General features: G+C 66.4%; 11 protein-coding genes and 1 pseudogene. 9 read left to right on the plus strand and 3 right to left on the minus strand.

The window, feature by feature from the left end; translation table 11 throughout:
* The first annotated feature begins 94 nt into the window (after window positions 1–94).
* From OG947_RS06990 to OG947_RS07030, 9 genes and pseudogenes are all read left to right on the plus strand, one after another.
* Entirely contained in the window at window positions 95–1,054 is a 960-nt protein-coding gene (locus OG947_RS06990) for a siderophore ABC transporter substrate-binding protein (protein WP_328813451.1), read from the plus strand.
* On the plus strand, window positions 1,044–2,009 hold the full coding sequence (locus OG947_RS06995; RefSeq protein ID WP_328813452.1) for an ABC transporter permease: 966 nt from the start codon (window positions 1,044–1,046) through the stop codon (window positions 2,007–2,009). Before OG947_RS06990 ends, OG947_RS06995 begins: the two co-directional genes overlap by 11 nt.
* 10 nt (window positions 2,010–2,019) lie before the next feature.
* On the plus strand, window positions 2,020–2,997 hold the full coding sequence (locus tag OG947_RS07000) for an iron chelate uptake ABC transporter family permease subunit (protein ID WP_328813453.1): 978 nt from the start codon (window positions 2,020–2,022) through the stop codon (window positions 2,995–2,997).
* Window positions 2,994–3,791 (plus strand): iron ABC transporter ATP-binding protein, encoded by a 798-nt coding sequence (locus OG947_RS07005; RefSeq protein WP_056449125.1) that lies wholly within the window; start codon window positions 2,994–2,996, stop codon window positions 3,789–3,791. Before OG947_RS07000 ends, OG947_RS07005 begins: the two co-directional genes overlap by 4 nt.
* A 32-nt stretch (window positions 3,792–3,823) precedes the next feature.
* On the plus strand, window positions 3,824–4,837 hold the full coding sequence (locus OG947_RS07010; RefSeq protein ID WP_328813454.1) for an ABC transporter substrate-binding protein: 1,014 nt from the start codon (window positions 3,824–3,826) through the stop codon (window positions 4,835–4,837).
* A 42-nt stretch (window positions 4,838–4,879) separates the two neighbouring features.
* Window positions 4,880–6,712, plus strand: a complete 1,833-nt coding sequence (locus OG947_RS07015) for a siderophore-interacting protein (RefSeq protein WP_328813455.1) — start codon at window positions 4,880–4,882, stop codon at window positions 6,710–6,712.
* Between the two features lie 301 nt (window positions 6,713–7,013).
* Entirely contained in the window at window positions 7,014–7,802 is a 789-nt protein-coding gene (locus OG947_RS07020; RefSeq protein ID WP_328813456.1) for an alpha/beta fold hydrolase, read from the plus strand.
* Window positions 7,803–8,563: 761 nt separating this feature from the next.
* The gene (locus OG947_RS07025) at window positions 8,564–9,334 is read left to right on the plus strand and encodes an EAL domain-containing protein (protein WP_328813457.1); all 771 of its coding nucleotides are present in this window, start codon (window positions 8,564–8,566) and stop codon (window positions 9,332–9,334) included.
* Window positions 9,335–9,520: 186 nt separating this feature from the next.
* Window positions 9,521–10,604: pseudogene (locus OG947_RS07030) on the plus strand (hypothetical protein).
* 368 nt (window positions 10,605–10,972) lie between these two features.
* Here the strand turns inward: OG947_RS07030 and OG947_RS22630 are convergent.
* The 3 genes from OG947_RS22630 to OG947_RS07040 form a co-directional block, all read right to left on the minus strand.
* Window positions 10,973–11,425, minus strand: a complete 453-nt coding sequence (locus OG947_RS22630) for a GNAT family N-acetyltransferase (RefSeq protein WP_442973120.1) — start codon at window positions 11,423–11,425, stop codon at window positions 10,973–10,975.
* A gap of 453 nt (window positions 11,426–11,878) precedes the next feature.
* A complete protein-coding gene (locus tag OG947_RS07035; protein WP_328813458.1) occupies window positions 11,879–12,787 on the minus strand; it encodes an SDR family oxidoreductase in 909 nt (302 codons plus the stop codon).
* The gene (locus OG947_RS07040) at window positions 12,784–13,275 is read right to left on the minus strand and encodes a MarR family winged helix-turn-helix transcriptional regulator (RefSeq protein ID WP_328813459.1); all 492 of its coding nucleotides are present in this window, start codon (window positions 13,273–13,275) and stop codon (window positions 12,784–12,786) included. Before OG947_RS07040 ends, OG947_RS07035 begins: the two co-directional genes overlap by 4 nt.
* Window positions 13,276–13,302 lie beyond the last annotated feature (27 nt).

The following is a 13,302-nucleotide window of genomic DNA, read 5'->3' on the forward strand; positions in this document are numbered from 1 at the left end:
CGCCGCGCGGTCAGATATTTTGCATAGCCTTACCTAAGTCGTTACGCTCCAGCGAGTAAAGGTTCGGTCAAGACATCACACCCTCTGGAGCCTCGTGAAGACCCCGAAAACCCCGATCCTCGCCCTCCTCGCCACCGTGATCACGGTGAGCGCGCTCGCGAGTTGCAGCACCGACGACACCACGTCCGCGGACTCCGCCACCACCGTTTCGATCGACACCGCCACCGGACCTGTCGAGGTCCCCCAGAACCCGCAGCGTGTCGTCGCCCTCGACAACACGTCGCTGGAGACCCTGCGCGCGTTCGGCGTCGAACCGGTGGCGCTGCCCAAGCCGATCATGCCGTACGAAGGGTTCGAGGACTGGATCGACGACGACGCCATCCTCGACGTGGGGACGCACAGGGAGCCGAATCTGGAGATCGTGAACGAGGCGGAACCCGATCTCATCATCGGCGGTTACCGCTTCTCGGAGTACACCGACGAACTCGGTCGTATCGCCCCGACGCTGGACATCGCGCCGTCCGACGATGCCGAGGGTGGTTACGTCGAGTCACTGAAGCGCCAGACCGCCTCTCTCGGCGTCGTTTTCGACCGCGAGGAGCAGGCGGCCGAGATCATCGCGGCTCTCGACGCCGCCGAAGACAACGCGGCGGAGCGGACCACCGGCCAGTCGGTGTTCCTGTCCGTCGTCTCGGGCGGAAAGATCGACAACGGCGCCGGACGGATCGGTCGCATCATCGAGCCGCTGAACCTGCGCGACGTCTTCGCCGGTGAGGCCGGCGACGTACACGGCGACTCCGGCCTCGCGCCGGAGGCCGTCGCCGCGGCGAACCCGGACTGGATGATCGTGCTGGACCGCGACGCCGCGGCCGGTGAACCCGGTGCCGCTCCGGCGAAGTCGGTGATCGATGCACAGGAAGCGTTCGCCCGCACGACGTTCGCGTCCGAGGACCAGATCGTCTACCTCGATCCGTACTTCTACACCCGGGAGAGCATCCAGGCGTACGCCGAGACGTACGAGCAGCTCGCGGATGCCTTCTCGAATGCATCGTAGGACAGCACTTCTGGGCTCGGCGGTGGTCACCGCCGCCCTGGTCGCGGCGTCGCTGCTCGTCGGCGAGTTCGACATCTCGCTCGGCACACTGCTCACCGACCCGGTGGCGCGGGAGATGTTCCTCATCTCTCGCGTCCCGCGGACCCTCTCATTGATCTTCGCCGGCGTCGCGATGGCGGTGTCCGGTGTGGTCATGCAGATGATCACTCAGAACAAGTTCGTCGAGCCCACTACCGCCGGCACGAGCCAGTGGGCGGGGCTGGGCATTCTCGCGGCCCTGTTGCTGGCGCCGAATCTGGGGCCGATGCCGAAGATGCTGATCGCCACCGCGTTCGCCTTCGTCGGCACCATGTTGTTCGTCGGCGTCCTGCGTCGAATCTCGTTGGAACAACAACTGGTGGTCCCCCTGGTCGGCATCATGCTGGGCGCCGTCGTCGGCGCGATCACCACCTTCCTCGCCGGCACATTCGACCTGCTGCAGTCCATGTCCGCGTGGCGGTCCGGCGGATTCAGCGGCATCGTGCGCGGTTTCTACGAACCCTTGTGGGCCGTCGTCGTCATCGCCGTGCTCGTCTACCTGCTCGCGCACCGCTTCACCGTCGCCGGCCTCGGGAAGGACCTCGCCACCACGGTCGGACTGAACTACGACGCGACCGTCGTGCTCGGCGTCGCGATGGTGGCGGTGTGCACCGGTGTCACCAGCGTGGTGGTCGGCTTCATCCCGTTCCTGGGCCTCATCGTGCCGAACATCGTGTCCATGGTCCTGGGAGACGACGTACGGAGGAACCTCCCGTGGGTGGCGGTGCTGGGCGTCGGACTGCTGCTGGCGTGCGACCTGATCGGGCGCACGGTGGTCGCGCCCATGGAGATTCCGGCCTCGGTGATTCTCGGCGCGCTCGGCGCCGCGGTCTTCGTCCTTCTCCTGGTGAGGCAGCGACGTCATGTTCTTGCGTGAATCACCCTCGATGTCGACGCTGGTACGCACCGACTCGGGACCACGTCCGCGCCGACGACTTCTCGTGGCCTCCGCGGTGCTGGCGGGGGCGATCGCCTGCTTCCTTCTCCTGTTCGTCCGGGGTTCCTTCGAGTTCGCGGTGGAACGCCGCGCCACGATGCTGGGCGCCATGGCCGTCGCGGCCTTCGCCCACGGGCTCGGCACCGTCGTCTTCCACACCGTCACAGACAACCGATTGCTCACTCCGTCCATCGTCGGTTTCGACTCGCTGTACGTGCTGATGCAGACCGTCATGGTGTTCGTCTTCGGCGGCTCCGTCATCGCGCGGACCGACGGCACCCCGAAAGTGATCGCACAGACCCTCACCATGGTCCTGTTCGCCACGATCCTCTATCGCTGGCTCTTCTCCGGTCGCCTCGGCAGTCTCTTCACGATGCTGCTCGTCGGCGTCGTCCTGGGGCTGGCCTTCGACAGCCTCTCGACGTTCCTGCAGCGTCTGCTCTCCCCCACCGAGTACGACCTCCTGTCCGTTCGCCTGTTCGGTCGCCTCAGCGGGGTGGATCCGGGCATGCTTCCCCTCGCGTTCACGGTGTGCGTCACAGTGGGAGTGGTGTTGTGGCGCAGACGCTTCCGGCTCGATGTGCTGTTGCTCGGCCGTGACTCCGCGACGACCATCGGCGTCGACCACAAGCGTGAACTGACGCTCGTGCTCGTTCTGGTGGCGCTGCTGGTGTCGTTCTCCACCGCGCTGGCAGGGCCGATGACCTTCTTCGGCTTCATCGTCGCGACGATGGCCTATCAGGTGACCGGCAGCTACAAACACCAGTACGTGCTGCCGATGGCATTCCTGCTCGGCATGCTCACGCTCGTCGTCGGACAGTTCGTCATGCAGCACGTGTTCTACGCGGCCGGTTTCCTCACGGTCGTCATCGAATTCGCGGGTGGACTGCTCTTCCTCGTCGTCGTCCTCCGGAAAGGCAGACTGTGATCACGTTCTCGGACGTCTCCAAGACCTACCAGAGCGAGACGGTGCTCGGACCGGTCAGCGGCACCATCGCAGAGGGTGGCATCACCTCGGTCGTCGGGCCCAACGGAGCGGGCAAGTCGACCCTGCTCTCGATCATGGGCAGACTGCTCGAGCCGACCACCGGAACCGTGACCATCGGAGACGCCGTGGTGCAGCACACGGCCACGAGAGACTTGGCCCGCATCGTCTCGGTGCTGCGCCAGGACAACCACCTGACCGCGCGGCTCACCATCCGCGAGCTCGTCTCGTTCGGCCGGTTCCCGCACTGCGGCGGCCGACTCCGCGCACACGACCACGAACACGTCGACCGTGCGCTCGACTTCCTGCACCTCGACACCCTCGCCGGGCGCCACCTCGACCAGGTGTCGGGTGGTCAGCGCCAGCGGGCGTTCGTCGCCATGGTTCTCGCGCAGGACACTCCGTACGTCCTGCTCGACGAGCCGCTGAACAATCTGGACATGAAGCACTCGGTGGCGATGATGGGCCATCTCCGACGCGCGGCCGACGAATTGGGGCGCACGATCGTGCTCGTGGTGCACGACATCAACTTCGCAGCGGCCTGGTCGGACGACATCGTCGCGATGCGGGACGGTCGGATCGTCGTCAGCGGGCCCGCCGGCGCGATCATGCACGACGACATCCTGAGCGACGTGTTCGATACCCGGGTGCGCGTCCACGACATCGACGGCGCGCGGACCGCCGTGTACGCCCGCCCTCGGAACGAGGTGCGTATCGCGGCCTCGACACAACCATGACACGCACGACAGTGCTCTCGAAAGGATTCGCCATGGTGCACTCCCCCCTTCGCCGGCGAGGCGTCCGCCTCGTCGCCGCTGCGTCGATGGCGCTCGTCGTCCTCGGCGCGTCCGCGTGCAGTTCGACCGCCGACGACACCGCTGCAACTGTCGTGCCGACACCGAGCGAGACCCGCGTGATCGCCACCGACAGAGGAGAGGTGACCGTGCCCGCCGACCCCCAGCGCATCGCGGTCCTCTCCGCCGGATTCGCCGGATACCTCTACACACTCGACGCGCCCGTCGCCATCACCGACACCCGACTGCTCGGTGTGACCACCCTCGACGGCGGCTTCCCTCCACAGTGGGCCGACAAGGCTGAGGCCCGGGGCACAGTGGAACTGCCGGCGGGGGAATCGCTGAACATCGAAGCCATTGCGCAGGCCGAACCTGATCTCATCATCGGTGGCGGGCAGGGCTACTCCGCCATCCTGGCCAATGATGCCTACGATCAGCTCGCCGCGATCGCACCCACCGTGCTGATCCCGTCCACGGTCACCACCTGGCAAGGCGAACTCGCGGCAGTCGCCGACGCCGCCGGGGAGAGCGACAAGGTCGACTCTCTCCTGCAGGCATATGAGGACAAGGTCGCCGATGTCAGGGACTCCATCACCGTTCCCGGGTCTCCTGTCGCATATTTCCTGTCGCTGAGCACCAATGAACCCTCCTTCATTCCGCAGACCGCGGCATTGCCGACGTTGTTGTCGGAGGTCGGTTTCGAAGCCGACGACATTCTCACCAAGGCCGGGAATCCGGAGTTGTACGGTTCCGGGGACTCGTTCATCGTCAGCCCCGAATTGCTCGGTTCCGTCGCCACCGCCCCGGTGATGTTCGTCGTCCCGGTTGCCGGGCGCACCCTCGAGCAGCTGAAGCAGGATCCGGCCTACGCGGTGTTGCCGGCCTTCGCCGCGAGCACTGTCCACGAACTCCCGGCGACGAGCTACCGACCCGACTACGACGGGGTCATGGCCACGCTGGACCAGATCCAGCAGACGTTCGCCGCGTAGCAGTGCCACTCGGTGAGAACGGATCAGGAGGTAGGGATTCCTATGGCGGGCACAGTGCGCGACGTTCAGGTCTTTCCGATCTGTATGCGAGAACTCGATGTCCTGCGGGTGGAGGACGTGACCCCCGTGATGCGACGGGTCGTGGTGGGCGGGCCGTCGATGGACCGGCACGTGCGCGACGGTGTCGAGCTGCCTCCGGTGCGGACCACCGGATTCGACGACGACGTCAAGATTCTTCCGGTCGACCCGGTCACCGGGACCCTGCCGTTCCCGGTACCCAGGAATCAGGACGACGGCACCGTCGACTGGCCCGCAGGATCGTTCCCGTACGCACGCACGTACACCGTGCGCCGGTTCGACGAGGCCGAGCGAGAGATGGTGCTGGACTTCGCAGCCCACGAGGGCGGACTCGCAGCGACGTGGTCCCGGACGGTGGAGCCCGGCGACACGGTGCTGATCGCCGGACCGAAACACTCCGCGAGCCTGCCGCGCGAGGTGGACTGGATGCTCGTCGCCGGCGACGAGACCGCCCTGCCCGCCATCGCGCGCTGCCTCGAGATACTGCCCGCTGATCTGCCGGCGACGGTGGTCGTCGAAGTGGCCGAGCGCTCGCACCGACAGGAACTGCGCTCGGCTGCCGACGTCGACATCACCTGGCTGTACCGGTCCGAAGCCGGAGGCGACTCCCGGCTCGTCGACGCGGTCCGAACGGCGCCGTGGCGACCCGGGCAGCCGTACCTGTGGGTCGCCGGCGAAGCACAGACCATCACGCCACTACGTCGATGGGCCAAGCAGGACAAGCAGATCGACAAGAAGTTCGTCGAGATCGCCGGGTACTGGCGTAGACGCGAGGACCGAACCGCGCCGTCCCCGGCCGACAGCGGCCAGGTAAGGAACGCGGTGGCGCGTCTGCACGAGATGACGGACCTGGCGACCCCGCTGGTCATCAAGACCGCGGTGACGCTCGGGGTGTTCGCTGCTGTCGACGGCGGCGCCGACACCGTCGACGCGATCGCCGCAGCATGCAGCACTCACCCCGGCGCCACGGCGAAGCTGGTGCGGCACCTCGTCCTGCTCGACCTTCTCACCACCCACGGTCAGCGTTGCGCCCTCACCGAGATGGGGTCCCTGCTCGCCGACCAGGACGCGTTCCTCAATCAGCAGCTGCACAACGACAGGATCCACACCCGTCTCGAACTGTCGCTCCTCGGCCTCACCGAGACGATCCGGACCGGAACACCGCCTCCGACACACCGTTTCGCCGACCAGATGGCCGAGCCCGGTATCGCGGACGAATTCCACGAGGAAGCGGCGTTCTCCGCTGTCTACCGCGCTCCCGCACTGCCCGACGCGGTCGATCTAGACGGAGTCCGGACGGTCGCACTCCACGGCGACGGGGCAGGCGTCTACGCCGACACCCTCGTACGGGAACGTCCCGACCTCGAGATCACGCTCGTCGGACATCCCGACCGCAACCGCCGGAACCTGGCAGACGTGGCCGACGAGCGGCGCGGTGCGGTGCACTGCATCGACTCCACCGATATCACCCCGTCGGGATCCCCCGTAGACCTCGCGATCGCCGTCGACCTGATCGACGCTCACCCGGACGCTGACGCCCTCCTGCTGCTGTCGATGCTGGCGACCTCCGCGCGCAGGGTCGTCCTCGTCACCGACGTGCTCGACCCGGCGACCACCGACGATCACGACACCGAAGACGACTTGGTCCGACTGTGCCTGTACGGATCCGGGCGACGCACCGAAGCCGAACTCCGTGACCTCATCACCGACGCCGTCGGAGCCGACGCACGTGTCGGAACCCTCGGGTGGGGATCCACGGTGGTCGAATTTGGGGGCCGACAGGGGTCGGCGACGTGATCCGCCGGACGACTCTCGTCTGAACCGCCTCACAGGAAGCCGACCGACTGTCTCGCGCACGCGGCCTCGACGACCCGGACAGGTACCTGCGTTCTCACCGCGGGACGAGCCGGAACGCGAAGACGCGCTGTTGCCTCCGGGGCATCTCGAGATCATCAGCGAACGCGAATCGCCACGCCGGGGACGTGGTCCCGAACAGTCGTACCCGGCGAAGAGTGGCCGACTCGAACGCTGGGTGAGCGGATGCCATCGGTCTTCCGGAACCCGTGCGTCGACCGGGCATTCGCGTACCGTCGAGTATATGACGCTAAATTATGTCAGATTCGGACATGGCAGCCCGCTGTTGCTGGTGCACGGCTTGGGCGTGGGATGGCGATCCTGGTCCCCGATCATCGACGAACTGGCGGAACACCGTGACGTCATCGCGGTCGACCTACCGGGGTTCGGCGACACGCCGCCGTTGACGGGCGAAGTATCGATCGCTGCTCTCGCCGACTCCGTCGCGGACTTCATTCGCGAACACGATCTGGGTGGCATTTCCACCGTCGGTCAATCCATGGGCGGTCGAATCGTCCTCGAACTTGCTCGACGGGGAGTCGGCGGCGACACCGTGGCACTCGACCCCGGCGGTTTCTGGAGCGACCGCGAACGCGCTGTCTTCGGCGCCACACTCCGGCCGTCCATAGCCCTTGTCAACATATTGCGGCGTTTCCTACCTGCACTTCTCGGCAACCCTGCGGGAAGGACCCTGCTGCTCGCTCAATTGTCCGCGCGGCCATGGGCACTCTCGCGCGACACCGTGTTGCCCGACGTACGCGGGCTCGCCGACTCCCCGTCGACCGGGGCCGCTCTGAACGCCCTCATCCACGGGCCGAAGCAGGAAGGCGCACCGTCCGGCACAGTGCCCGGGCGGGTCACGATCGGTTGGGGACGACGAGATCTGGTGACAGTGCCGAGGCAAGCCACACGCGCATCGGAACTGTTCCCCGATGCCGTTCTGCACTGGTTCGAGCGGTGCGGTCACTTTCCGCAGTGGGACGCACCTCGAGAAGCCACTCGATTGATTCTCGACCGCACCGAGAGAGGATGATTCTCAAAGGTCCGACCAGTGCATGTCGATCGCGGGTCACCATTCGCCGGCGACCTCGACCGGCCCCCGGCGAACTCGCTGCGTGGTGACGACTGTCCCGGTGTCGCGGGAGGGTCGCGGCGCGTCCCACTGGGGGATCCGTACGGGCCCGCACATCAGATCGGAGGCGGCGTGCGGGCAGGGCCGGAGGGCCGCCATTCCTCTCGTCCGGTGACTTCACAGGTGGCACACGAGCACGCCTCCGGCATTCCCCCGAACTGAGCGAGTCGACGATCTTCGTGCAATCGGGCATGAGGCTCAGGAGTGGTCGTGACCCGGCGCATTGCCTGGCGCGGGTGCCTGCTTCACTGCTGACATGCTGAACGAGTCGGGGCCGGCCGAATATGTCGCCCCGGTCCTCGGCGGCGAGGTCGCCGCGACGCTGCCCGGGAATGGGCATCGTGAGCAGGGCCGCATCGTCGGTGCTACTCGGAGGGTGTCGGTTCCCGAGCCGTCCTCGGCAATCACCACGCGTGTCCCCACCGTCCCGGTGCGTAGCCGGTTCCGTCGTGCCGCTTCCGGCGTGACGGGACGTCATGCCTACGGCGAGCATGGCCAGCAGAATTTGTGCTTGTCACCCTTTCAGGGGTGGTGCATCCGTTCTGCGAATGGGGGGTACCACGTCCTCATCTCTCAGACCCGACACGATGCGCCACCGGCTGCAGTCCACGTGTGCTCGTTCCGCCCGCCGGTGCGGCGTCGTGTGCGAGCAAGCGTTCCCGGTGACTGATTTCGACGGGGACGGAAGCCGCTCCGGCCGCGCCCAGCAGCGGCCGGTCACCGCTGATGACATCTGCGACCTTGTACGTCGCGGCGGACCCACCATGGTGTTCCAACCCATCGTCGACGCCGCAGACCTGAACGTCGTCGGCTACGAAGCGCTCTCGCGGTTCCCCACGGGAACCGCGTGCCCCGCGGAGTGGTTCGACAGCGCAGCGCAGAGCGGACTGTCCGGGGCACTCGAAGGCGCCGCGGTGCTCTCCGCTCTGAACGAAGCGGCATCGTTCCCGCCGGGAATGTTCCTCGCGGTGAACCTCTCCCCCGCCGCGCTCACCGACGACCCTCTGCTCGCCGAGCCGCTGCGCCACGCCGCCCGACATCGCCGCATCATCCTCGAGGTCTCCGAACGCACCCACATCCACGAGATCGACACCGTCCTCACACGGGTCAACGACCTACGCGGCGCCGGTGTGGTCATCGCCCTCGACGACGTCGGCGCCGGGCAGTCCGGGCTCCGGCAGGTGATCACCGTCCGACCCGAGATGATCAAGATCGACGCGTTCGTCACCCACGACATCGACACCGATCCTTTGCGTGCAGCCATCGCTGCCGGCACCGTGACCCTTGCCGAGCAATTCGGCATGACCGTGGTGTTCGAGGGCGTCGAGTCCGATGCCGAACTGCGCACCGTCCGCCGTCTCGGCGCCCATCTCCTGCAGGGGTATCACCTCGGGCGTCCCGCCCCCGCCGCTCACGGAACCACCCCCCTGTAGTGAACATTCTCGCCGCACCGAAGCCTCTGCGACCCTGGGGTCAGCTGACGATCGGCGTCACTGCAGTCGGGTCGCCCGCGGGTGATCGCACACGTCGTCGGTCAGCTCCCTGGCGGAGGTCGGACAGCTGACAGTCTGCTCGACTTTCGGACGTTTCGACTTGTCTCGACCGGGTAGCACCGGGCGATGACCGACCACGACCCACACCGAAAAGGACCCACCCGCCCAGCGGGAGACGGTGTCTCGGTACTGCTCATCGCCGACCCCGGCAAACCCGCAGACCTCGCCGAGCACCTCTCGGACCACCTACCCCGACGCCTCCCCGAACGAGGATCACCGCCCCGCCGATGGACCACCACCGTGCGCCGACAACCCCTCGTCTCCGACGAACACGCCTCACTCGACGACGTGATCGACACCGTCGACACCGACTCCGACCACGAAGACATCGTCGTCTACCTCACCGACCTCCCCCGCCGCGACAACACCGTCCCCGTCCTCGGCGAGGTCAGCGCCGATCACCCAGTTCGCACTGATCTCCATCGCCGCCGTCGGCGGCATCGACCTCACTCGACGCGTCACCACCGTCGTCGAACTCGCCCTCGCACGCATCCTCGGCGAACCCGAACTCGCACCGACGAGCGCCGCGAAACGATTCCCCTCCGAACAGCACGAAACCGGCACCCGGTACCTCGCACCGAAGGGACTACGCACGCTCCGACTGGTCTCCGGAATGGTGCGAGCCAACCGGCCCTGGCGGCTGGTCACCGGCCTGTCCAAAGTGCTCGTCGGCGCCTTCGCCACCGGCGCATTCGCATTGTCCACCAGCACCATCTGGTCGTTCGCCGACACCATGGGCGGATGGCGCCTCTTTGCGGCGACGATCCTGTCGACCGTGGCGCTCATCCTCTGGCTCGTCATCGACCACGAACTGTGGGAACGGCCCGAATCCGACGAGGAACGCGAACGCTCCAGGCTGTACAACACCGCGACCGTCATCACCCTGACCATCGGCGTCGCCGTCCTCCACATCGCCCTGTTCGGTCTGCTGCTCTTCACCACCTGGCTCTCCCTCCGAGCGCACGTCCTCTCCTCGACCCTCGGGCACAACGCGACCACCGCCGACTACCTCGAACTCAGCTGGCTCCTCGCCTCCATCGCCACCATCGGCGGCGCCCTCGGATCCGGCCTCGAAGACGACGACGCAGTCAAGGAAGCCGCCTACGGAACCAGACAACGACAACGCCACGACAACATGCAGAAAGAGTGAAGAGGTGAGAATCCCGAAGCGAGCGGTGCACTGTGCGGGGCGCAGTCAGCACGCTCCACGCCTCCGACGTCGACGTGAAGCGAGCGGTGTCCGTCCATAGCAGTTCCGGAGGTCCACCGACCGTCGTGGATAATCCTGCGCCCTTGACCACCCACGCCCACCTACAACCAAGCCACCGCAACAATCGGACGGGGGTATCTACAAGGCTCACGACAACGACGTGGTGGTCCACACTCACGACTGGGCCGAGTTCACGCGGATGGCGTATGGCACCACCGGCGCGCCGAAACCCCGGCCAACCGCGGAAAGGCTCGATCTCCAAGTGCTGGCCCCTTCTCGCCATCATCGGTCGCGGCGACTCGCGAATCTCAGGGTCCCGGGTCTTCAGGACTACAGGGCTTCAGGGACACCCAGGTGTCGATCCAGAACCGCGCCTCGCCTTCATGGTTCACCCCGTCGGGTACACCGCCGTTGCGTTCTACGACCTTCAGCGAGGCAACATTGTCGGGAGCCACGGTCAGCAATGCGCGGGTGATGCCCATTCGGGAGCATCGACCCAGTGCGGCTCGCAGCATGCGTGTGGCGTGCCCACGCCGCTGCCACGGATACACGACGTGACAGCCGATGTGGCCGCCACCCTCGTCGTCGGTCAGACGGTGTCGCAGCACGAGCGAGCCGAGGTAGAACTCACCCGATGTGTACCACCACCCCTGGGAAGGGACACCCCATCGATCGCGCACTCCTACCCGCTCGGCCACGTGCGTATCGAAGTCGGGGCTCGCCGCCCGCAACCAGTCCGTGCTCCGCCCACGATGCAGCATGTCAGCCAGCTCGCCCACGAGGTACGACGTCCTCACCTCCGTGCGAGGGTCCGACAACACAGGCGGAGTAGGAAGTTCGATCACCGCTCTGACGGTACCGATACGACAGCGATAGCTCTCTGGAAATGAGAAGCGCCATGACGGAGCACCGAGGCTCCATCTCCTGCGGTGAGAGCTGTCAGGCTGGGAATACCCCGTGTGAACTGCTGTCTCACAAGGGTTCAGGCATCTCGAACGTGCGCAGAATGAACACTGTGGTCACGATCCATGAAACCTCCCCAGCCCGGGTCGAACGGGAGTGTCACGTTCGCCGCCGGATTCCACACGCGCACACGGCCGCTCACCCCTGAAATTTCCTGCCGTTCACCACACGTTTCTCCGGCTGCCGTGGAGAACCACCCGGTGAACGGACAGATCTCGAACCGGATCTGGACGTGCATCGAGTGTGGCCGCTCAGCGCCCCGAGCTCGACGTAAGCCTGTGACCGAGTCGCAGGGTGGCGTCCTCGGCGGTCGGGGCGGGTCCGAACAGTTCGGTCTGGCGGGTGATGTCGGCGACGTAGTTGCCGGCGTCGAACCAGCTGAACATCGCGGCCATGTCCTTGATGATCGGGACGAAGCGGCTGGTGACCGTGCCGGCCGCGCGGACCAGCGGTGCCGGGATCGCTCGTACCGAGATGTCCTGTCCGATGGCGTCACTCAGGAGGCGCGCGGCTTCTCGGGCACCGACGGGCCGGTCCCATCCGACGTCGATGCGTTCGCCGACCTCGGTGTCCGCGTCGACTGCTGCCGCAAGGTAGCGGGCGAGGTCCGCGATCAACACGAATGTCAGTGGAGTGTTTGCGTTGCCGACCCACAGAAAGCGGCCCTTGCTGATCGGGTCACCACCCATGGTGGCGATCTGATCGAGGAATGCACCAGGGCGCAGCGCGACGAACGGCACCCCCAGACTTTCCAGACGGTCCTCCGCCAACTTCTTGTGCCAGAAGTGCGGCACGTCGGGAGTGCGGTCGCTGGTGAGAATGCTGGTCAGGACGAACTTTCGGATGCCGCTGCGGTGCGCGGCCTCGGCCAGATTGGCGTTGCCGATCGTGTCGATGTCGTCAGCGTTCTTACCGCCTCGGGTGTAGCCGGCTGCAGTGGTGATGACGGCGTCGGCGCCGGTCATCGCCGTCACCAGGGAGTCGACGTCGAGCATGTCGCCGCGGGCGATCTCCACGCCGAGACTTTCGAGCGTGCCGGCATCGGTGGTGGGTCGGACCAATGCGCGAACGGGTTTGCCGATGTCGAGCAGCGCATCGACGACCTGTCCGCCGAGGTTTCCGGTCGCGCCGACGACGAGGACAGGTGCGGTGGTGGTCATGGTGTGCCTCTTTCGTCCGGGCCGTCCGGTGTCGTCCGGCCTCGGATGGAGTCGATGATGGTGTGGGCCGCGGTCAGGAGTGACGCAGCCTGCTGGGTGGTGAGGTCGCGTGTGGTGACGGATTCGAGCTCGCGCCACATGGCGGCGATGGGTTCTCGCATCGCCTCACCCTTGGAAGTCAGGTGTGCGACCGAGACTCGCCGGTCGTGTTCGGCCGGTTCTCGAACGATGAGGCCGGTGTCCTGCATGCGCCGCAATGCTTTCGACATCGTGGAGTGGTCGACGCCCACACTGGCGACGAGTTCGGACTGCGTCTGCCCGTCGCGGTGATGCAGGTGCATGAGTATCAATTCCTGGCCCGGGTGGAGCTCGAGGCCGCGCAGCAGAGTCGAGGCGTAACCGCGGTGGGCGCGCGCGAGTTCGAAGATCGTGTAACTCACCTGTCCGCCGTTGAAGGATGCGGGAAACGGTGATGCGGATTCGGGCATGTCACCATTCTGTCGGTGCTGTCGAGC

The organism is Rhodococcus sp. NBC_00297, assembly GCF_036173065.1.
Classification (GTDB): Bacteria; Actinomycetota; Actinomycetes; order Mycobacteriales; family Mycobacteriaceae; genus Rhodococcoides.